Here is a 21302-nt window from a genome sequence, read left to right on the forward strand (position 1 = left end):
GGAGGGGGCACGGGTCGGTGCGGACAACAAAAAAGCCGCCCAGTCGACGGGGCGGCTTTGGCTGGGTGCGCGCGGTGTCGCGACTCACGGTGCCGATTATGCACAGCGCATGGCGCGCCGCATGACGACGGTGTGACGGCTTGTCGGGCGTGGGATCAGGCCGGCTGCTTGAGCGACTTGACGGCCTTGAGCACCTCGTCGACGTGGCCGGCCACCTTGATGCCGCGCCACTCGGCGCGCAGCACGCCGTCGGGGCCGATCAGGAAGGTGCTGCGCTCGATGCCCTTGACCTTCTTGCCGTACATGATCTTGTTCTTCACGACGCCGAACATGTGGCACAGCTTCTCTTCGGTGTCGGCGATCAACTCGAACGGCAGTTCGAGGTTGCTCTTGAACTTGTCGTGCGAGGCCATGTTGTCGCGCGACACGCCGAACACCACCGCGCCGGCCTTCAGGAAGTCCTTGTGGCGGTCGCGGAACTGCATGGCCTCGGTGGTGCAGCCCGGTGTGTTGTCCTTCGGGTAGAAGTACAGCACGATCGCCTTGCCGGCGAAGGCCTGGGGCGTGAACTTCACGCCGCCGGTGGCGAGCGCTTCGAATTCCGGAAGGGGCTTGTTCAGGGCTGGCGTCATGGGGAATTCTTGGCCTGTGGATGCTGCACCTCGGCGGTGCTGCCGCTTCGACGGCAAGCGCGAATTATAGGGGCTCGGCCTGGCGTGCCCCGGCGTCGCGCAGGTGCGCGCGGCTCAGTCGGCGGGCTCGACGAGCAGTGCCGCGGCCACCGTGCGCCCCTCGCTGGCGAGCACGTTGTAGGTGCGGCAGGCGGCGGCGGTGTCCATCGTCTCGACGCCGATGCGCCGCTCGATCAGCGCGCGCTGCAGCGCCGGCGACACGAAACGCAGCTTCGCGCCGGAGCCGAATATGACCAGTTCGGGCTGCAGCGCGAGCAGTTGCTCGAAGTGCGCGGCGGTGAGGTCGGCCAGGCGCGCCGCCGGCCACGGCAGCGCGTCGCCGCGCCAAGGCACGAGCACGCTCGAACGCCACTCGACCGCGTTGACCCAGACCCGCCCGGCGTCGTGGCGCGAGATCACGTTGACGCCCTCGAGGCGGTCGGGCTGCAGCTTCATACGGGATAATTCTAGGTCGCGCCCGTGCGCGCCACCGACCCCTGGAGCCCGAGTCCGTGAAGCCCATCGTCAAGTCCAGCAAGCTCGCCGACGTCTGCTACGACATCCGCGGCCCCGTGCTCGACAAGGCGCGGCAGATGGAGGAGGAGGGGCACAAGATCATCAAGCTCAACATCGGCAACCTCGCCGTGTTCGGCTTCGACCCGCCCGACGAGATCGTGCAGGACATGATCCGCAACCTGCCGTCGGCCGCGGGCTACACCGACAGCAAGGGCCTGTTCGCGCCGCGCAAGTCGGTGGTGCACTACACGCAGGAGAAGGGCATCGCCGGCGTCACCGTCGACGACGTGTACCTGGGCAACGGCGCCTCCGAGCTGATCGTGATGGCGCTCAACGCGCTGCTCGACAACGGCGACGAGATCCTCGTGCCCGCGCCCGACTATCCGCTGTGGACCGCCGCGGTGTCGCTGTCGGGCGGGCGGCCGGTGCACTACCTGTGCGACGAGGGCGCCGGCTGGCTGCCCGACCTCGACGACATGCGCCGCAAGATCACGCCGAACACGCGCGGCATCGTCGTCATCAACCCGAACAACCCGACCGGCGCGCTGTACCCGCCCGAGCTGCTGAAGGAGATCGTCGAGATCGCGCGAGCGCACCAGCTGATCGTGTTCGCCGACGAGATCTACGACAAGACGCTGTACGACGGCAACGTGCACACCAGCGTCGCGTCGCTGGCCGACGACGTGCTGTGCGTGACCTTCAACGGCCTGTCGAAGAACTACCGCAGCTGCGGCTACCGCGCGGGCTGGATGATCGTCAGCGGCGACAAGCGTCACGCGAAGGACTACATCGAGGGGCTGAACATGCTCGCGTCGATGCGCCTGTGCGCCAACACGCCGGGGCAACTGGCGATCCAGACCGCGCTCGGCGGCTACCAGAGCATCAAGGACCTGGTCGCGCCGGGCGGGCGGCTGACGCGCCAGCGCGACCTCGCGTGCGAGCTGCTCGGCCAGATCCCCGGGGTCAGCGTCGTCAAGCCCAAGGCCGCCCTGTACATGTTCCCGCGGCTCGACCCCCGGGTCTACCCCATCACCGACGACCAGCAGTTCGCCTACGACCTGCTCGCCGACGAGAAGGTGCTGATCGTGCAGGGCAGCGGCTTCAACTGGCCGCACCCCGACCACTTCCGCCTCGTGTTCCTGCCCAACTCCGACGACCTCGCGGAGGCGATCGGGCGCATCGCGCGTTTCCTCGAGCACTACCGCAAGCGCCACACGGCGTGAACCCCACCATGACCACAAGCCCCGCAGGGCAGACCCACGCCGCCGGGCGGCGTGACGTCGAAGCCCATCCCGTCCAGGTCGGCCTGCTCGGCATCGGCACCGTCGGCAGCGGCACCTTCCACGTGCTGGCGCGCAACCAGGCCGAGATCCGCCGCCGCGCCGGCCGGGGCATCGAGATCACGATGGTCGCCGACCTCGACACCGCGCGCGCGAAGGCCGTGGTCGGCGGGCGCGCGCAGGTCGTCGCCGACGCGCGCCAGGTGATCGCGAACCCCGACATCGACATCGTCGTCGAGCTGATCGGCGGCTACGGCATCGCCAAGGCGCTGGTGCTCGAGGCGATCGCCGCCGGCAAGCACGTCGTCACGGCGAACAAGGCGCTGCTGGCGGTGCACGGCAACGAGATCTTCGCCGCAGCGCGCGAGCGCGGCGTGATGGTCGCGTTCGAGGCCGCGGTGGCCGGCGGCATCCCGATCATCAAGGCGCTGCGCGAGGGGCTGAGCGCGAACCGCATCGAGTGGATCGCCGGCATCATCAACGGCACGACCAACTTCATCCTCAGCGAGATGCGCGACAAGGGGCTCGACTTCGACGTCGTGCTCGAGGAGGCGCAACGGCTGGGCTACGCCGAGGCCGACCCGACCTTCGACATCGAGGGCGTCGACGCGGCGCACAAGGCGACGATCATGAGCGCGATCGCGTTCGGCGTGCCGGTGCAGTTCGACCGCGCGCACGTCGAGGGCATCACGCGGCTGCAGGCCGCCGACCTGCGCTACGCCGAGCAGCTCGGTTACCGCATCAAGCTGCTGGGCATCACGCGGCGCCGCGACCAGGGGCTGGAGCTGCGCGTGCACCCCACGCTGGTGCCGGCGAAGCGGCTGATCGCCAACGTCGAAGGCGCGATGAACGCCGTCGTCGTGCACGGCGACGCCGTGGGCACCACGCTGTACTACGGCAAGGGAGCGGGCAGCGAGCCGACGGCCTCGGCGGTGATCGCCGACCTGGTCGACGTCACGCGGCTGCACACCGCCGACCCCGACCACCGCGTGCCGCACCTCGCGTTCCAGCCCGAGGCGCTCGCCGACACGCCGATCCTCCCGATCGAGCAGGTCGTCACCGCCTTCTACCTGCGGCTGCAGGTGGCCGACCAGGCCGGCGTGCTGGCGCGCATCACCGGCATCCTCGCCGAGCACGGCATCTCGATCGACGCGTTGCTGCAACGCGAGTCGGCCGAAGGCGAGAGCAAGACCGACGTCATCATCCTCACGCACGACACCGTCGAGGGCGACATGCGTCGCGCGATCGCGCAGATGCAGGCGCTGCCCACCGTGCTGGCGCCGATCGTCAGCCTGCGCAAGGAAGAGCTCGCGTGAAGTACATCAGCACCCGCGGCGACACCACGCCGCGCGGCTTCTGCGACATCCTGCTCGAGGGTCTGGCGCCCGACGGCGGCTTGTACCTGCCGACCCACTACCCGCGGGTCGACGCCTCGACGCTCGCGCGCTGGCGCGGCCTGTCGTACGCGGACCTCGCGTTCGAGATCCTGTCGCTGTACGTCGACGACATCCCGGCCGGCGACCTGCGCGCGCTGGCGCGCAGGACGTACACGCGCGAGGTGTTCGGCACCGACGCGGTCGTGCCGCTGAAGCCGCTGGGCGAGGGGCTGCACCTCGAGGCGCTGTCCAACGGCCCGACGCTGGCGTTCAAGGACATGGCGATGCAGCTGCTCGGGCAGCTGTTCGAGTACGAACTGGCGCGACGCGGGCAGCGGCTGAACATCCTCGGCGCGACCTCGGGCGACACCGGCAGCGCCGCCGAGTACGCGATGCGCGGCAAGCGCGGCATCCGCGTGTTCATGCTCAGCCCGCACGGCCGCATGAGCCCGTTCCAGCAGGCGCAGATGTTCAGCCTGCAGGATGCGAACATCCACAACCTCGCGATCGAGGGCGTGTTCGACGACTGCCAGGACATCGTCAAGGCGGTCAGCAACGACCTCGAGTTCAAGCGCCGCTGGGCCATCGGCACCGTCAACTCGATCAACTGGGCGCGGCTGCTGGCGCAGGTCGTCTACTACTTCGCCGGCTACTTCCAGGCGACCCGGTCGAACGACGAGCGCGTGAGCTTCGCGGTGCCGTCGGGCAACTTCGGCAACATCTGCGCCGGCCACGTCGCGCGCATGATGGGGCTGCCGATCCACCGGCTGGTGTGCGCGACCAACGAGAACGACGTGCTCGACGAGTTCTTCCGCACCGGCACCTACCGCGTGCGCGCCAGCGCCGAGACGCACGAGACGTCGAGCCCGTCGATGGACATCAGCAAGGCGAGCAATTTCGAGCGTTTCGTGTTCGACCTGCTCGGCCACGACCCGGCTGCGGCGGTGCGCACCGCCGACCTGTTCGGCGTGCAGGTGCCGCAGCGCGGCGGCTTCACGCTCGCGCCCGGCGAGTTCGCCCGCGTCGCGGACTTCGGTTTCGTCTCGGGGCGCAGCGCGCACGCCGACCGCGTCGCGACGATCCGCGACACCTGGCAGCGCCACCGCGTGATGATCGACACGCACACCGCCGACGGGCTGAAGGTCGCGCGCGAGCACCTCGATCCCGGCGTGCCGATGATCGTGCTCGAGACCGCGCTGCCGGCCAAGTTCGCGGCGACGATCCGCGAGGCGCTGGGCCGCGAACCCGACAGGCCGGCCGCGCTCGCGGCGCTGGAGTCGCTGCCGCGGCGTTTCACGGTGCTGCCGGCGCAGGTCGAGGCGGTGCGGCGTTACATCGAGCAGCACGCCGGCGGCTGAGGGCGCGCATGAAGGTCGTGGGCTTCTGCGGCGCCTCGGGCAGTGGCAAGACCACGTTGCTCGAGCGCATCGTCGCGGCACTGCGCCGCGGCGGCGAACGCGCCTCGGTGATCAAGCACGCGCACGTCGGCTTCGACCTCGACCGCCCCGGCAAGGACAGCCACCGCCTGCGCGAGGCCGGCGCCTGCGAGGTGCTGGTCGCGTCGTCGAAGCGGCTGGCGCTGCTGCGCGAGTTCGACGTCGAGGCGCTGCCCGACGTGCGCGACCTGCTCGGCGAACTCGCACGCACCGACTGGGCGCTGGTCGAGGGTTTCAAGCACGCCGCGATCCCCAAGGTCGAGGTCTGGCGCGCGGCGGTGGCCGCCGCGCGCGGCGACGCGCCGCTGTACCCCGACGACCCGTGGGTGATCGCCGTCGCCACCGACCGGCCCCAGGCGCTGCCGGTGCCGCCCGGACGGCCGGTGTTCGCGCTCGACGACGCACCCGGCCTCGTCGCCTGGCTGCGCGCGCAGGGCGAGCGTCTCCAACTCCGTCCCGACGTCGACCGCCATGACTGAGCCCGCTCGCCCCCCCATGCTGAGCCTCGACGAGGCGCTCGCACGCCTGGCCGCAGGCGCGTCGGCCGCGCGCATCGCCGAGGTCGAGACGGTGTCGACCTTCGACGCGCTGGGCCGCGTGCTCGCCGCCGACGTGACGTCGGCGATCGACGTGCCGCCGGCCGACAACACCTCGATGGACGGGTACGCGCTGCGCGCGGCCGACGCCGCGACGCCCGACGCGGTGCTGCCGGTGGTGCAGCGCATCGCCGCCGGTCACGTGGGCGAACCGCTGGCACCCGGCAGCGCGGCGCGCATCTTCACCGGCGCACCGATCCCGCCCGGCGCCGACGCGGTGGTGATGCAGGAACTCGTCGACGCCGTCGACGGCGGCGGCATCCGCGTGCGCGAGGCGCCGCGGCCCGGGCAGTGGATCCGCCGGCGCGGCGAGGACGTGCACGCCGGCGCCGCCGTGCTCGCCGCCGGCACGCGGATGACGCCGCAGGCGCTCGGGTTGGCCGCCACCGTCGGTGCGGCGACGCTGGTCGTGGTGCGGCGAGCGCGCGTGGCGCTGTTCTCGACCGGCGACGAGCTGATCATGCCCGGCGCCGTCGCGCCACCGGACCTGCCGCCCGGCGCGATCTACAACAGCAACCGCTACACGCTGCGTGGGCTGCTGCAGGCCACAGGCTGCGAGGTCAGCGACCTGGGCATCGTGCCCGACCGGCTCGACGCCACGCGCGACGCGCTGCGCGAGGCGGCGCGCGCGCACGACCTGATCCTCACCTCGGGCGGCGTGTCGGTCGGCGAGGAGGACCACATCAGGCCCGCGGTCGCCGCCGAGGGCCGCGTCGAGCTCTGGCAGGTGGCGATGAAGCCCGGCAAGCCGCTGGCGTTCGGCGCCGTGCGCCGCCGCGCAGGCGACGCCCGTCGCGGCGAGGCGCTGTTCCTCGGCCTGCCGGGCAACCCGGTGTCGAGCTTCGTCACCTTCGTGCTCGCGGTGCGCACGGTGCTCAACGCGCTGCAGGGCGCCGACACCGCGCTGCCCGCGGCGCTGCCGATGATCGCCGGCTTCGACTGGCCGAAGCCGGACCGGCGGCGCGAGTTCCTGCGCGTGCGCCTGGGCGGCGACGGCCGCCTCGAGCTGTTCGGCAACCAGAGCTCGGGCGTGCTGACCTCGGTGGTGTGGGCCGACGGCATCGTGGACAACCCGCCTGGGCAGGCCATCCGCGCCGGCGATCGGGTACGCTACTTGCCGCTGTCGACACTGGTGAACGGATGAGACTGACGGTGCGTTACTTCGCCTCGCTGCGCGAGGCGCTCGGTCCGGGCGAGACGGTCGAACTGGCCGGCGGCACGGTGGCCGCGCTGCGCGACCACCTGATCGCGCGCGGCGGCCGTCACGCCGAGGCGCTGGCGCGCGGCCGCGCGGTGCGCTGCGCGGTCGACCAGACGATGAGCGACGAGTCCGCGGCGCTGGCCGACGGCGCCGAGGTCGCGTTCTTCCCGCCGGTCACCGGCGGCTGAGGTCGTCGCGATGCCGCGCGTGTCGATCCAGACCGACGACTTCGACCTGGCGGCCGAGGTCGCCGCGCTGCGCGCCGGCGACGCCGGCGTCGGCGCGGTCGCGGCGTTCGTCGGCACGGTGCGCGACCGCAACGACGGCAGCGGTGTCGCCCGCATGGAGCTCGAGCACTACCCCGGCATGACCGAGACGTCGATCGAGGCCATGATCGACGAGGCGATGCGCCGCTTCGACATCCGCGCCGCGCGGGTGATCCACCGCGTCGGGGCATTGCGGCCGACCGACCAGATCGTGCTCGTCGCCGTCACCTCGGCGCACCGTGGCCAGGCGTTCCAGGCCTGCGAGTTCCTGATGGACCACCTGAAGACGCAGGCGCCGTTCTGGAAGAAGGAACACACGCCCGAGGGCAGCCGCTGGGTCGACGCCCGCGTCGCCGACGACGCCGCGCTGGCGCGCTGGGGCGTCGCGAAGCCGAACGCGTGAGGTCGCCGCGGGGCGGATCGCAGGCGACGCCGGTGCGTCGACGCAGCGACCTGCGGCGCCCGCCCGCGTCGCCGTGCCGCGGCCGGCCGAGTGCGTCGCGGCGAGCGGGCGCGAGCCCGCACTTGCAGGCATGATCCCGACGATGCACCGGCCCATCGACGATCCCGTGGCGCTGCCGCCGCCGACCCCGCTCGAACTGCGCGCCGCGCTCGGGCGTTTCGCGACCGGCGTGACCATCGTCACCTGCCGCGGCGCGCGCGGCGACGCGGTCGGACTGACGTGCAACTCGTTCAACGCGCTGTCGCTCGACCCGCCGCTGGTGCTGTGGTCGCTGCGACGCACCAGCCCGAGCGCCGAGCCGTTCGCCGCGGCGTCGCACTTCGCGGTCAACGTGCTTGCCGAGGACCAGATCGAGCTGTCGCGCCGCTTCGCCAGCGCGGTGCCCGACAAGTTCGGCGAAGGCGTGTGGCACGACGGCGCCGGCGGCGCGCCGCTGCTGGGGGGCGCCGCGGCGGTGTTCGAGTGCGAGCGCGCGTCGCACCAGGTCGCCGGCGACCACCTGCTGTTCATCGGCCGCGTGCTGCGGCTGGCCGACGCGATGCTGCCGCCGCTGGTGTTCCACGGCGGACGCTACCACCTGCTGGGGGAGATCCTGTGAACGCCCACACGCGACTCGAGCCACGCTGGATCGACATGTTCGCGCAGGTGTTCGCGCTGTGCGCCGTGAAGCCCGGCGACGTGTGCGCCGTGCTGTCGGAGAGCGCGAGCCGGCCCGACCTGGTCGCGCTCGCCGAGCTAGCGCTGGCGCGGCTGGGCGCGCGGCCGTTCCGCCTCGTGCTGCCGCAGCGGCCGGTGACCACGCCGGTGCCGGTGCGCTCGACCGGCGCGTCGGACGCGATCGGCGGCCTCGACGCCGTCGTCGCCGCGCTGTCGCGCTGCACCTTCGTCGCCGACTGCACCGTCGAGGGGCTGATGCACGCGCCCGAGCTGCCGGCGGTGCTCGGCGGCGGCGCGCGCGTGCTGTACGTCAGCCACGAGCACCCGGAGATCCTCGAACGCTGCGTGCCGCAGCCGGGCGACGACGCGGCGGTGCGCGACGCGATGCGCCGGCTCAAGGCCGCGAAGCGCATGGCGGTGCGGTCCGACGCCGGCACCGACCTGGCGATCGACCTGGCCGGCGCACGTGTCGGCGGCGTGTGGGGCTTCACCGACCGCCCGGGCACGCTGTCGCACTGGCCGGGCGGCCTGGTGCTGGCGTTCCCCGCCGCCGGCAGCGTGCGCGGCACGCTGGTGCTCGACCGCGGCGACGTCAACCTGACCTTCAAGCGCTACCTGGCCGACGCGGTGCGCCTGACGATCGACGACGACCACGTCGTCGCGATCGACGGCGACTCGCCCGATGCCGAGATGCTGCGCGGCCACTTCGCCGCCTGGCGGGCGCACGAGGGCAGCCGCAGCGCGTACGCGGTCAGCCACGTGGGCTGGGGGCTGAACCGGCGCGCGCGCTGGGACGCGATGCTGTTCTACGACAAGCACGACTTCAACGGCACCGAGCTGCGCGCCTTCGGCGGCAACTTCCTCTACTCGACCGGCGCCAACGAGGTCGCGGGCCGCCACACGCTCGGCCACTTCGACCTGCCGCTGCGCGGCTGCACCGTCGAGGTCGACGGCGCGGTCGTCGTCGACCGCGGGGTGCTCGCGTGACGCCGACACCGATCACCGACGCGCCGCTGGCGCACCTGCGCTGGGGCGGCGGCGACACCGCGGTGGTGATGCTGCACGGCGTCGGCGGCGGATGCGGTGCGTGGAGCGACGACACCGGCGACACCGGCGCCGTGGTGGCCGGCGCCGGCTACCTCGCGGTCGCACCCGACCTGCCGGGCTACGGTGCGTCGCCGCCGATCGAGCCGTACGACATGGCCGGGCTCGCCGGCGCCGTGGCGGCGCTGCTCGCGTGGCTGCACGGGCGCCACCACGTGCGCCGCACGGTGCTCGTCGGCCACAGCATGGGCGGCATGGTGGCGCAGGAACTGGTGGCGACGTGGCCGGCGCTGGTGCAGGCGCTGGTGCTCAGCGGCACGTCGCCGGCGTTCGGCAAGCCCGGCGGCGACTGGCAGCGGCGCTTCCTCGCCGAGCGCCTCGCGCCGCTCGACGCCGGGCAGGGCATGGCGGCGCTGGCACCGGGGCTGGCGCGCGGCATGGCCGCGCCCGACGCCGACCCGGCGCGCGTCGAACGCTGCGCCGCCGTGATGGCGCGCGTGCCCGAGGCCACGTACCGCGCGGCGCTGCGCGCCATCGTCGGCTTCGACCGCCGCGCCGACCTGGCGCGCATCGCGGTGCCGGTGCTGTGCCTGGCCGGCGAGCACGATCGCAACGCGTCGCCGGCCGTGATGGCGCGCATGGCGCAGGCGATTCCCGGCGCCGAGTACGTCTGCCTGGGCGGCGTCGGCCACCTCGCGGCCATGGAGGCGCCGGCGCCGTTCCACGCCGCGCTGCTCGACTTCCTGCGCCGCCACGTGCCGGTGGCGGCGGCACACTCTTGACCACAGGACCCCACCGATGGCTGCCGTGCCCTCCGAATCCGCCGTCTCGCGCTACGTGCCGTCGCACATCGCGGGCAACCCCGCCACGCTGACGCCGCAGCAGCGCGAGCTGATCGAGCGCGCCGCGCGCCTGGGTCGCGAGAAGTTCGCGCCGCGTGCCGAGCGCCACGACCGCGAGGCCAGCTTCCCGTTCGACAACTACGCCGACCTGCGCGACGCCGGGCTGCTGGCGATCTGCGTGCCGAAGGCCCACGGCGGCGAAGGCGCCGACTTCGCGACCTACGTCATGGTCGCTGCCGAGATCGGACGCTGGTGCGGATCGACCGCGCTGTCGTACAACATGCACGTGTGCTCGTGCATGTGGAGCGGCTTCATCGCCGACGCGCTCGACATGACACCCGAGCAGCGCGCCGACCACGAGCGCATCCGCGCGATCCACTACGCGCGCATCGTCGGCGAGGGCAGGATCTACTCGCAGCCGTTCTCCGAGGGTGGCGCGGCGGCGGCAGGCAAGGCGCCGTGGGGCACGCTGGCTTCGCGGGTCGAAGGCGGCTACGTGATCAACGGCAAGAAGATCTTCGCGTCGCTGTCGGGCGCGGCCGACTACTACGGCGTGCTGTGCACGCTCGACCGGCCCGGTGCGACGCAGCGCGACTCGCTGTACCTGGCGGTGCCCGCCGACGCACCGGGCGTCACCGTCACCGGCGACTGGGACCCCCTGGGCATGCGCGGCACCGTCAGCCGCACGCTGCTGTTCAAGGACGTGTTCGTGCCCGACGAGGCGCGGCTGATGCCCGAGGGCATGTACTTCCAGGCCGCCAACCGCTTCCCGCACATGTTCGCGACGCTGTCGCCGACGTACATGGGCATCGCGCAGGCGGCCTACGACTTCACGGTGCAATACCTGCGCGGCGAGGTGCCCGGCACGCCGCCGGTCAAGCGGCGCATGTACCCGACCAAGCAGGTCGCGGTGGCCGAGATGCGCATCAGGCTCGAGCAGACGCGGGCCCTGTTCCTGCAGAACGCGCGCGACGCCCGCGTCGACCCCGACAAGGACACGCGCATGCGCCTGCTCGCGGCGCACTACACGATCATGGAGAACGCCAACGACATCTGCCGGCTGGCGATCCGCACCTGCGGCGGTCAGAGCATGCTCAAGAGCCTGCCGCTGGAACGGCTGTACCGCGACAGCCGCTGCGGCTCGCTGATGCTGCCGTGGACCGCCGAGCTGTGCGTCGACCGCCTCGGGCGCGACTGCCTGTACGAGGCCGGCGAACGCGACGAGGCGATCGAGGCGTGAACGCGAGCACCCCCGCGACCTCGGGCGACGGGCCGTGGGCGCGCATTCACGCCCAGGTGCAGCGGCGACCCGACGCACCGGCGCTCGTGGCCGGCGGCCTCGTCGTCAGCCGGCGCCGGCTGGCCGGGGCGGTGGTGGCGATGGCCGGGCGGCTGCGCGACCATGGCCTCGCCGCGGGCGACAGCCTGGGCTGGCTCGGCCTGAACAGCGTCGAGATGCTCGCGGCGCTGTTCGCCTGCGAGCACATCGGCGCGCGCTTCGTGCCTCTGAACTGGCGCCTCGCCGCGGCCGAGCTGGCGGCGATCGGCGAGCACGCGGGGCTGCAGCAACTGCACGCCGACGAGGCGATGTTGTCGCTGGCCGATGCGGTGCGCGCCCAACTGCCGCTGCCGCGACCGCACGCCGGCGGCCACCGCGACGGCGACCTGCTGCTGGCCTACACCTCGGGCACCACCGGGCGGCCGAAGGGCGCGGTGCACACGGCCGCCGGCATGGCCGCGAACATCGACGCCGCGATCGACGCGCAGGGGCTCGACGAACGCACGCGCGCGCTCGCGGTGCTGCCGCTGTTCCACGTCGGCGGCCTCGCGATCCAGACGCTGCCCACGCTCGCCGCCGGCGGCTGCGTGCTGCTGCACGCCCGCTTCGATCCCGACGCGTGGTTCGCGGCGGTGGCACACGACCGGCCGACGACCAGCCTGCTGGTGCCGGCGGTGATGCGCGCGCTCGTCGATCACCCGACCTGGCCGCAGGCCGACCTGTCGTCGCTGGACTTCGCCAACAGCGGCTCGCAGATCGTGCCGGCGCCGCTGATCGAGGCCTTCCACGCGCGCGGCGTGCCGGTGGCGCAGGTCTGGGGCAGCACCGAGACGGGGCCGGTGTCGATCGTGCTGCGCCCCGGCGAGGCGCTGGCGCACGTCGGCAGCACCGGCCGCCCCGCGCGCGGCGTGCAGTTGCGCCTGGTGCGCGCCGACGGACGCGACGCGGCGCCCGGCGAGGTCGGCGAGATCCGCGTGCGCGCACCGAACCTGATGCGCGCGTACCACCGCGACGACCACCCCGACAGCTTCGACCGCGAAGGCTGGTTCCACAGCGGCGACCTGGCCCGCGCCGACGCCGACGGCTTCGTCACCGTCGTCGGCCGCAGCAAGGAGTTGATCATCTCCGGCGGCGAGAACGTGTACCCGGCCGAGATCGAGAACCTGCTCGCGCACCACCCCGACGTCGCCGAGTGCGCGGTGATCGGGGTGCCCGATGCACGCTGGGGCGAGGTGCCGGTGCTCGCAGTCGTGCCGCGCGCGGGCCGATGGGTCGACGAGGCGGCGCTGCGCGCCCTGTTCGACGCGCGGCTCGCGCGTTTCAAGCACCCGCGGCGCATCGTCGTCGTCGACGCGCTGCCGAAGACCGCGCTGGGCAAGGTGCAGCGCGCGTCGCTTCGGCAGCGGCTCCCGCCGGATTGACCCCGGCGCCGGCTCGTCAGTCCAGGTCGAGCGCCGGAATCGCGGTCGGCGTCGGCACGACGCCGCCTGCCGGCGTGATGCCGAGCTGACCTGCGTCGTTGAGGCCCCAGGCGCTCAGGCTGCCGTCGAACAGTTCGCCCACGCCGTGGCGGGCACCTGCCGCGATCGAGCGCAGCGGCTGCGCGAACGCCACCACCCGCGTCGGCGCGGCACGGTCGGCCTGGTCGCCGGTGCCGAGCTGGCCGCCATCGCCTGCGCCCCAGGCCAGCATCGAGCCGTCGACGACGCGGGCCAGCACGAAGTCGGCGCCGGCGTCGATGCGCAGCACCGGCGGCATCGGCAGCCCGTCGGACTGTTCGGTCACGCGGGTCGGCACGGCGCGCCGGGCCGTGTTCGGCAACCCGAGCTGGCCGCGGTCGTTCTGTCCCCACGACCACACGGCGCCGTTCACGTCGAGCGCGACCGACAGCTGGTCGCCCGCGGCGATCATCGACACGTTCTTCAGTTCGTCGATGGCCGACGGGCGCACCTGCGGGCCGGTCGTCGCGGGAGTCGTCGGCAGCACGGCCCCGAACTGGAACACCTTGCCGTCCACTCGCAGCGCCAGCGTGTGCGCCCGGCCCGCGGCGACGCGGATGATGCTGCCGAATCCGGCGCTGCCGACGCCGACCTGGGTCGGCGTCGTGGCGTTCGTCAGCGTGCCGATGCCCAGCGCGCCGGTGCCGTTCTCGCCCCAGGCCCACACGGTGCCGTCGGCGCGCACGGCGAACGAACGCCCGCCGCCGGCGGCGATCGAGACCACCCGGTCCAGGCCCGGCACCGGCTGCGGGACGCTGCGGTCGGTGGTGCTGCCGTCGCCGAGGGCGCCGTCGGCATTGCGGCCCCAGGCCCAGACCGTGCCGTCGGCGCGCAGGGCCAGCGAATGGTGGTCGCCCGCGGCCGTCGCGACCACGCCGCTCACGCCTGCCGGCATCGGCGCGGCGCGGCTCGCGGTGCCGCCGTCACCGAGCTGCCCGGAGGCGTTCGACCCCCAGGCCCACAGCGTGCCGTCGGCGCCGGTCGCGAGCGTGTGCGCCGACCCGGCAGCGATCTTGCGCGGCCCGACCACCGAGATCACCGCGTCGGGGGAGCGGATCACCCCGTCGGCGTTGGCGACCACCGCGGCGACGCGCACGCCGTCGTCGGCCAAGGTCAGCGGCAGCGGGCCGATCGCGATCGTCGACTCGTCGGTGGTGCCGGTGGCCCCGTCGATCGGCGCGCCGTTGCGCAGCCACTGGTACTGGAACGGCGGGTTGCCCGCCAGCTTCACCGTCACCACCAGCGGCTGACCGGGCGAGACCACGCCGAGTTGCAGCAGCGCGACCACCTGCGGGGGCGCGCCTTCGACGCGCAGCGTTGCCTCGTCGCTGACGGTCTCGCCGTTGGGGCCGCGCACGACGACGCGCAGTCGCGCGCCGGCGTCGGTGGCGGTCGCGGCGGGCAGTGCGTAGCTCGCCTCGTTGGCGCCGGGGATGTCGACGCCGTCGCGCTGCCACTGGTAGGCCAGCGGCGGCGCGCCTTCGGCCACCACGCTGAAGCCGGCCGCTTCCCCGGGCCGCACCGTGCGGTCGGCCGGATGCTCGACGATGCGCGGCGCCTGCAGCGTGGCGCTCGGGCCGCCGCCGCAGCCGCTGGCCAGCACGGCCACCGCACACAGCAGCAGCCAGGTCCACAGCCAGCGCGATGGTCGGATTCCCGACCGGGGCCGCCCTGCGATGTCGTTGATCGTCATTGTCGTTTCCTGTCTGGGGCACCATCCGGCGGACCGGACCGCGCCAGGACCGCCGGCAGGCGAAGGCGATGGCACCGGCCGGCGCAGCGCACACGGCGTGCACCGACCGCGACGCCATTCGACCACCCGATCGGCATTGCGAGGCGCAAGTGGAGGGTAACGACCGGCAAGAGCGTGAACTTCTGCACCGGTGCGGGGCGTGGTGCCCCTCGACCAGCGCCATCGCGCAGGCGGCGTCGCCGTGCGACCGGTCTTGAAACCTGCGCCCGGCAGCCTCACTTGCCCTGGCAACCGGAGGAGTCCCCGATGCGTTTCGACAAGCTGACCACCGCCTTCCAGCAGGCCCTGGGCGACGCGCAAAGCCTCGCCGTCGCGCGCGACAACCCCTACATCGAGCCGCAGCACCTGCTGGCGGCGATGCTGCAGCAGCCCGACGGCCCGAAGGCGCTGCTCGATCGCGCCGGGGCGAACACCGCGGCGCTCGCGACCGCGATGGACACCGCGACGCGCAACCTGCCGCAGGTGCAGGGCGGCGGCCAGCCGGTGCAGCCGGGGCGCGACCTGGTCAACCTGCTGCAGGCCGCCGACAAGGAGGCCACCCAGCGCGGCGACCAGTTCATCGCCAGCGAGATGTTCCTGCTCGCGCTCGCCGACTCGAAGAGCGACCTCGGCGGCGTCGTGCGCGGCCACGGGCTGACGCGCAAGGCGCTCGAGGCTGCGATCGACGCGGTGCGCGGCGGCCAGAAGGTCGACTCCGCGGACGCCGAAGGCCAGCGCGAGGCGCTGAAGAAGTACACGCTCGACCTCACCGAGCGGGCCCGGCAAGGCAAGCTCGACCCGGTGATCGGCCGCGACGACGAGATCCGCCGCGCGATCCAGGTGCTGCAGCGGCGCAGCAAGAACAACCCGGTGCTGATCGGCGAGCCGGGCGTCGGCAAGACCGCGATCGTCGAAGGGCTGGCGCAGCGCATCGTCAACGGCGAGGTGCCCGATTCGCTGAAGGACAAACGGGTGCTCGTCCTCGACATGGCGGGGCTGCTGGCCGGCGCCAAGTACCGCGGCGAATTCGAGGAACGGCTCAAGGCCGTGCTGAAGGAAGTCGCCGCCGACGAGGGCCGCATCATCCTGTTCATCGACGAGTTGCACACGATGGTCGGCGCCGGCAAGGCCGAGGGCGCGATCGACGCCGGCAACATGCTCAAGCCCGCGCTGGCGCGCGGCGAACTGCACTGCATCGGCGCGACCACGCTGGACGAATACCGCAAGTACGTCGAGAAGGACGCCGCGCTCGAGCGCCGCTTCCAGAAGGTGCTGGTCGACGAGCCGAGCGTCGAGGCGACGATCGCGATCCTGCGCGGGCTGCAGGAACGCTACGAGGTGCACCACGGCGTGGAGATCACCGACCCGGCGATCGTCGCCGCGGCCGAACTCTCGCACCGCTACATCACCGACCGTTTCCTGCCCGACAAGGCGATCGACCTGATCGACGAGGCCGCGGCGAAGATCAAGATCGAGATCGACTCGAAGCCCGAGGCGATGGACCGGCTCGACCGGCGCCTGATCCAGCTGAAGATCGAGCGCGAGGCGGTGCGCAAGGAGAAGGACGAGGCCAGCATCAAGCGCATGGGGCTGATCGAGGACGAGATCGCCAAGCTCGAGCGCGAGTACGCCGACCTCGAGGAGATCTGGAAGGCCGAGAAGGCCACGGCGCAGGGCTCGGCGCAGGTCAAGGAAGAGATCGACCGCATCAAGCACCAGATCGACGAGCTCAAGCGCAAGGGCGACTTCAACAAGGTCGCCGAGCTGCAGTACGGCAGGCTGCCCGAGCTGGAGAAGCGCCTGAAGGAGGCGCAGGCCAAGGAGGCCGGCAAGGCCAAGGGGCAGGGCGGGCCGCAGCTGCTGCGCACGATGGTCGGCGCCGAGGAGATCGCCGAGGTCGTGTCACGCGCCACCGGCATCCCGGTGTCGAAGCTGATGCAGGGCGAGCGCGACAAGCTGCTGCAGATGGAAGCGAAGCTGCACGAGCGCGTCGTCGGCCAGGACGAGGCGATCCGCGCCGTCGCCGACGCGATCCGTCGCAGCCGCGCCGGCCTGGCGGACCCGAACCGCCCGCTCGGGTCGTTCCTGTTCCTCGGGCCCACCGGCGTCGGCAAGACCGAGCTGTGCAAGGCACTCGCCGGCTTCCTGTTCGACAGCGACGACCACATGATCCGCATCGACATTAGCGAGTTCATGGAGAAACACTCGGTCAGCCGGCTGATCGGCGCGCCGCCGGGTTACGTCGGCTACGACGAGGGCGGGTACCTGACCGAGGCGGTGCGACGCAAGCCGTACAGCGTGATCCTGCTCGACGAGGTCGAGAAGGCGCACCCCGACGTGTTCAACGTGCTGCTGCAGGTGCTCGACGACGGGCGCCTGACCGACGGCCAGGGGCGCACCGTCGACTTCAAGAACGCGGTGATCGTGATGACCAGCAACCTGGGATCGCACCTGATCATGCAGATGGCCGGGCAGGACCCGGAGCTGATCCGCGACGCGGTGTGGGCCGAGGTCAAGCAGCACTTCCGCCCCGAGTTCCTCAACCGCATCGACGAGACGGTGGTGTTCCACGCCCTCGACCGGCAGCACATCGAGAGCATCGCGCGCATCCAGCTGCATGCGCTCGAGCAGCGGCTGGCGAAGATGGACATGAAGCTCGACGTGTCGCACGCGGCGCTGGCGGAGATCGCCAAGGTCGGCTTCGACCCGGTGTTCGGCGCGCGCCCGCTCAAGCGTGCGATCCAGCACCGCATCGAGAATCCGGTGGCCCGGCTGATCCTCGAGGGCCGCTTCGGGCCGAAGGACACGATCCCGGTCGACGTCGAGGCCGGCGAGTTCAGCTTCGGGCGCGTCGTGCACTGACGCGGCCGGGCGGCGGCGCTTCAGCGCGGCGGGACGGCCTCGTCGAGCCGCTCGAGGTGGCGCATCGCCAGCACCAGCGGCGTGGCGCTGCGGTCGAGCACCGCGTGCAGCACCAGCCCCGGGTGGCCGGGCACCGGTCGCAGCACCAGGTGGTGGCCGGCCAGCGTGATCGCCGCCTCGGGCGGGGCGCTGCCGAGCCCGAGCGCGTGCGCGCCGCCGCGCAGCGCCGCGTACAGGGCCGCGCCCTGCGACGCGAGCGCGGCCGGCCCCGGGCGCGCGCCGGCGAAGGCCAGCGTGCGCTGCGACCCGGGCTCGAACACGCAACAGCTGACCATGCCCTTGACCTCGAGGCAGCGCTGCACGTAGTGCTGCAGCGGTGACGCGGCGCCGCGCGTCGCGCCGGGGGCGCGCGGGTCGGGCATCGGTTGCAGCGGCAGCGTCGCGGCACGCGGCGGTGCCGGCGGGGTGGCCGCCGACGGCGTGACGAAGCTCGGCACCGGCGCCGACGGTGGCGCGAACGGGACGGGCGCCGTGGACAGCGGCACTGGTGCGGACGCCGGCACCTCGGCCGGCCGCGCGGCCGGTGCGGGCAGCACGATCTGCGGCGCGGCGCGGCCGCCCAGCGGCTGGTGCAGCCGGTTCCACGCGAGCACCGTGTAGCCCAGTGCCTGGTCGGCACCTCCCACCAGCGGCGCCACCGTGGTGCGTACGCCCGTGCCCTGGCCGAGCTGGGCCACCTGCTGCGCCTGCGCCGACGACCCCGCCAGCGGCAGCACCAGCAGCTCGCGGTTGCGCCACGGCCCGGCGACGATGGCTTCGTGCAGCGGCTGCAGCGTCGCGGCGAGCGCGTGCGGCGGCAGGTCGCCGAGCAGCACGACGGCCAGGCGACTCGCGCCGAGCAGCGTGCGCGCGATCTGCGGCCGCTGGCGCGAGTCGGCGTCGACATCGGTGCTGTACAGGCGCACCGGCGTGCCGTCGGCGCCGGGCAGCTCGGCGAACTCGATCGTGGCCAGCGCGACGCCGTGACCCTGGCTGCGAATCACCAACCGGTGCATCGCCAGGCCGCGCGCCGCCGCCAGCGCCGCCAGCCAGCGTCGCGACACCGGCGCGCCGACGTCGTGCAGCGTGATGAACCCCTCGGGGCGGCGGTCGAACTGCTGCTGCAGCGCCTGCGCCGGCTCGAAGACGACGAACAGCTCCCACAGCCGGTCGTCGACGCGGCGGCCGACGCCGGTGTCGGCGTCGTCGCGCTCGCGCGCGGTGAACAGCTGCGTCGGTGGCCCCGCGACCTGCTGCGTGGGCAGCCAGGCCTCGGCCTCGGGGTGCGCGGCGGGAGTGAGGTCGGGGCGGGACATCGTTGCAGCCGGCGGGTGGCGGGTCTCGCGCATTGTCGTCGTTCGCCCGGCAGCGTCGCTGCGCACGCGCGGTGGCTGCGTGCAATCTGCCCGCCGCGGTGCGCGCGGCGCACCGGCTCGGCTGTCGACGGTTCGCGTCGGTGCGGCCCAGGGGGTCCTTAGAATCGACCGCATGGCAGACGAACGCGCGAGCGCCCCAGCGGCCCCGGTGGTCATCGTCGGCGCCGGCCTCGCAGGGCTGACGGTGGCGCTGCAACTGGCCGACCGCCATCCGGTGGTCGTGCTCGCCAAGCGCGACCGCCACGAAGGCGCCACCGCCTGGGCTCAGGGCGGCATCGTCGGTGTGCTCGGCTCGGACGACAGCGTCGAGTCGCACGTGCGCGACACGCGCGACGCCGGCGCCGGGCTGGTCGACGAGCACACCGCCCGCTTCGTCGCCGAGCACAGCGCGCAGGCCGTCGAGTGGCTGGTCGCTCAGGGCGTGCCGTTCTCGCCGGACCCGGCCGGTCCGCTGGGGCTGCATCTGACACGCGAGGGCGGGCACGCGGTGCGCCGCATCGCGCATGCCGCCGACGCCACCGGGCACGCGATCCACGAGTCGCTGCTCGCGCGCGCGCAGGCGCACCCGAACATCGAGCTGCGCGAGCGCTGGATGGCCGTCGACCTGATCACCTCGCGCCTGCTGCGCCGCGACGAGCCGCCGCGCTGCTACGGCGTGTACGCGCTCGACATCGACCGCCACCGCGTCGAGACGCTGCCGGCCGCCGCGGTGGTGCTGGCCACCGGCGGCGTCGGCAAGGTCTACCGCTACACCAGCAACCCCGACACCGCCACGGGCGACGGCATCGCGATGGCCTGGCGCGCCGGCTGCCGGGTGGGCAACATGGAGTTCATCCAGTTCCACCCGACCTGCCTGTACCACCCGCAGGAGCGCAGCTTCCTGATCACCGAGGCGCTGCGCGGCGAGGGCGCCAAGCTGCGCCTGCCCAGCGGCGACGCGGGCGACGACGGCTCGCCGTGGGGGCCGCGTTTCATGCCGGCGCACGACGAGCGCGCCGAACTCGCGCCGCGCGACATCGTCGCGCGTGCGATCGACTTCGAGATGAAAAAACACGGCCTGGACCACGTGTGGCTCGACGCCACCGCGCTCGGTGAGGCCTTCCTGAAGGCGCATTTCCCGACCATCCATGCGCGCTGTCTGGGGCTGGGCATCGACATCGCGCGCCAGCCGATCCCGGTGGTGCCGGCGGCGCACTACACCTGCGGCGGCGTCGTCACCGACCTCGACGGGCGCACCGACGTGGTCGGGTTGTACGCCGTCGGCGAGACCACCTACACCGGACTGCACGGTGCGAACCGGCTGGCCAGCAACTCGCTGCTCGAGTGCGTCGTGCTCGGCCACAGCTGCGCATCGCACATCCTCGCGAAGCGACCGTGCGCGCTCGAACCGCTGCCGGCGTGGGACGAGAGCCAGGTCGAGGACGCCGACGAGCAGGTCGTGATCTCGCACAACTGGGACGAGCTGCGCCTGCTGATGTGGAACTACGTCGGCATCGTGCGCACGACCAAGCGGCTCGAACGCGCGCTGCACCGCATCAACCTGCTCAAGAGCGAGATCGACGAGTACTACGCGAACTTCCGCGTCACGCGCGACCTGCTCGAGCTGCGCAACCTGGTCGACTGCGCGAAGCTCATCGTGCGCTCGGCGCTGCAGCGCCACGAGAGCCGCGGGCTGCACTTCAGCCGCGACTACCCGTACACGCTGCCGGTGAGTTTCCCGACGGTGCTGATCCGCAAGAACAACTGGCGCGGCTAGCCACGCCGGGGCGGCTCGCGCCGCCTCAGTTGCGCGCGCCCATCAGCTCGCGCGCCTGCACGAACTCGAAGGCCCGCTGCACCGCGTCGCGCAGCGCCTGTTCGTGCGCCAGCCGCTCGCGCTCGGAGCGGTAGAAGTGCAGGTCGGCGTCGTGGCGGATGTAGCGCGGCGGCAGCCGGTTCAGTGCGACGCAGGCGACGTCGGCGAGCAGGTCGCCGCGGCCGGCGAGCACCGGGAAGCGTGGCGCAGCGGCGCGCACCGCGTCGAACACCGCGGTCTCGTGGTGGTTGTGCACGCTGCTGAAGTCGTCGCTCATCGGGCCGGGGTTCGCGGGGCGGGGGGGACGCTGCGCAGGTTATCGGCCCGCGCGGCGGTGTGCGCGCGGCGCGGCCGCGCCGCCGTGACGGCCGT

19 protein-coding genes are annotated in these 21302 nt (G+C 72.8%); 14 read left to right on the top strand and 5 right to left on the bottom strand.

The features are described 5' to 3' along the window. Positions 1–155: 155 nt before the first annotated feature. Positions 156–632 carry a peroxiredoxin gene (locus PKC53_RS00750; RefSeq protein WP_324425270.1) on the bottom strand — a complete coding sequence of 159 codons (477 nt, stop codon included), beginning with the start codon at positions 630–632 and terminating at the stop codon, positions 156–158. Between the two features lie 114 nt (positions 633–746). Next, complete coding sequence (locus PKC53_RS00755) at positions 747–1127, bottom strand: Mth938-like domain-containing protein (RefSeq protein WP_324425272.1); 381 nt, start codon at positions 1125–1127, stop codon at positions 747–749. Between the two features lie 56 nt (positions 1128–1183). Between PKC53_RS00755 and PKC53_RS00760 the strand changes: the two genes are divergently transcribed. The 12 genes from PKC53_RS00760 (at position 1184) to PKC53_RS00815 (ending at position 13048) form a co-directional block, all read left to right on the top strand. Beyond that, on the top strand, positions 1184–2410 hold the full coding sequence (locus PKC53_RS00760) for a pyridoxal phosphate-dependent aminotransferase (RefSeq protein ID WP_324425274.1): 1227 nt from the start codon (positions 1184–1186) through the stop codon (positions 2408–2410). Between the two features lie 8 nt (positions 2411–2418). After that, positions 2419–3783: a homoserine dehydrogenase gene (locus PKC53_RS00765; protein WP_324425276.1), complete on the top strand. Its 1365-nt coding sequence runs from the start codon at positions 2419–2421 to the stop codon at positions 3781–3783. Beyond that, entirely contained in the window at positions 3780–5201 is a 1422-nt protein-coding gene (thrC, locus tag PKC53_RS00770; protein ID WP_324425278.1) for a threonine synthase, read from the top strand. The genes PKC53_RS00765 and thrC overlap by 4 nt, the downstream gene beginning before the upstream one ends. Before the next feature lie 8 nt (positions 5202–5209). Further along, positions 5210–5758, top strand: coding sequence for a molybdopterin-guanine dinucleotide biosynthesis protein B (gene mobB / locus PKC53_RS00775; RefSeq protein WP_324425280.1), 549 nt, complete (start codon positions 5210–5212; stop codon positions 5756–5758). 16 nt (positions 5759–5774) lie between these two features. Next, positions 5775–7019, top strand: a complete 1245-nt coding sequence (gene glp, locus PKC53_RS00780; protein ID WP_324425283.1) for a gephyrin-like molybdotransferase Glp — start codon at positions 5775–5777, stop codon at positions 7017–7019. Then, positions 7016–7264 (top strand): molybdopterin converting factor subunit 1, encoded by a 249-nt coding sequence (moaD, locus tag PKC53_RS00785; RefSeq protein WP_324425285.1) that lies wholly within the window; start codon positions 7016–7018, stop codon positions 7262–7264. The genes glp and moaD overlap by 4 nt, the downstream gene beginning before the upstream one ends. 10 nt (positions 7265–7274) lie before the next feature. Then, the gene (locus tag PKC53_RS00790) at positions 7275–7745 is read left to right on the top strand and encodes a molybdenum cofactor biosynthesis protein MoaE (protein ID WP_324425286.1); all 471 of its coding nucleotides are present in this window, start codon (positions 7275–7277) and stop codon (positions 7743–7745) included. 142 nt (positions 7746–7887) lie between these two features. After that, the gene (locus PKC53_RS00795; protein WP_324425287.1) at positions 7888–8403 is read left to right on the top strand and encodes a flavin reductase family protein; all 516 of its coding nucleotides are present in this window, start codon (positions 7888–7890) and stop codon (positions 8401–8403) included. Positions 8404–8438: 35 nt separating this feature from the next. Further along, the gene (locus PKC53_RS00800; protein WP_324425385.1) at positions 8439–9449 is read left to right on the top strand and encodes a peptidase M29; all 1011 of its coding nucleotides are present in this window, start codon (positions 8439–8441) and stop codon (positions 9447–9449) included. Then, entirely contained in the window at positions 9446–10288 is an 843-nt protein-coding gene (locus PKC53_RS00805; protein ID WP_324425289.1) for an alpha/beta hydrolase, read from the top strand. Before PKC53_RS00800 ends, PKC53_RS00805 begins: the two co-directional genes overlap by 4 nt. 16 nt (positions 10289–10304) lie before the next feature. Further along, entirely contained in the window at positions 10305–11588 is a 1284-nt protein-coding gene (locus PKC53_RS00810) for an acyl-CoA dehydrogenase (protein WP_324425290.1), read from the top strand. Continuing rightward, on the top strand, positions 11585–13048 hold the full coding sequence (locus PKC53_RS00815; RefSeq protein WP_324425292.1) for an AMP-binding protein: 1464 nt from the start codon (positions 11585–11587) through the stop codon (positions 13046–13048). Before PKC53_RS00810 ends, PKC53_RS00815 begins: the two co-directional genes overlap by 4 nt. A 16-nt stretch (positions 13049–13064) precedes the next feature. On the opposite strand, the gene PKC53_RS00820 is transcribed toward PKC53_RS00815, so the two are convergent. After that, positions 13065–14819 carry a hypothetical protein gene (locus PKC53_RS00820; protein ID WP_324425294.1) on the bottom strand — a complete coding sequence of 585 codons (1755 nt, stop codon included), beginning with the start codon at positions 14817–14819 and terminating at the stop codon, positions 13065–13067. Between the two features lie 306 nt (positions 14820–15125). Between PKC53_RS00820 and clpB the strand changes: the two genes are divergently transcribed. After that, entirely contained in the window at positions 15126–17720 is a 2595-nt protein-coding gene (gene clpB / locus PKC53_RS00825) for an ATP-dependent chaperone ClpB (RefSeq protein WP_324425296.1), read from the top strand. 20 nt (positions 17721–17740) lie between these two features. Here clpB and PKC53_RS00830 read toward each other — a convergent pair whose 3' ends face one another. Next, positions 17741–19075, bottom strand: coding sequence for a hypothetical protein (locus tag PKC53_RS00830; protein ID WP_324425299.1), 1335 nt, complete (start codon positions 19073–19075; stop codon positions 17741–17743). A gap of 172 nt (positions 19076–19247) precedes the next feature. On the opposite strand from PKC53_RS00830, the gene nadB reads away from it, so the two are divergent. Next, positions 19248–20891, top strand: coding sequence for an L-aspartate oxidase (gene nadB / locus PKC53_RS00835; protein ID WP_324425301.1), 1644 nt, complete (start codon positions 19248–19250; stop codon positions 20889–20891). Positions 20892–20916: 25 nt separating this feature from the next. Here nadB and PKC53_RS00840 read toward each other — a convergent pair whose 3' ends face one another. After that, complete coding sequence (locus PKC53_RS00840) at positions 20917–21207, bottom strand: late competence development ComFB family protein (protein ID WP_324425303.1); 291 nt, start codon at positions 21205–21207, stop codon at positions 20917–20919. Positions 21208–21302 lie beyond the last annotated feature (95 nt).

It is taken from the genome of Azohydromonas sp., from assembly GCF_035325925.1.
In the GTDB taxonomy this organism is placed as follows: Bacteria; Pseudomonadota; Gammaproteobacteria; order Burkholderiales; family Burkholderiaceae_C; genus Calidifontimicrobium.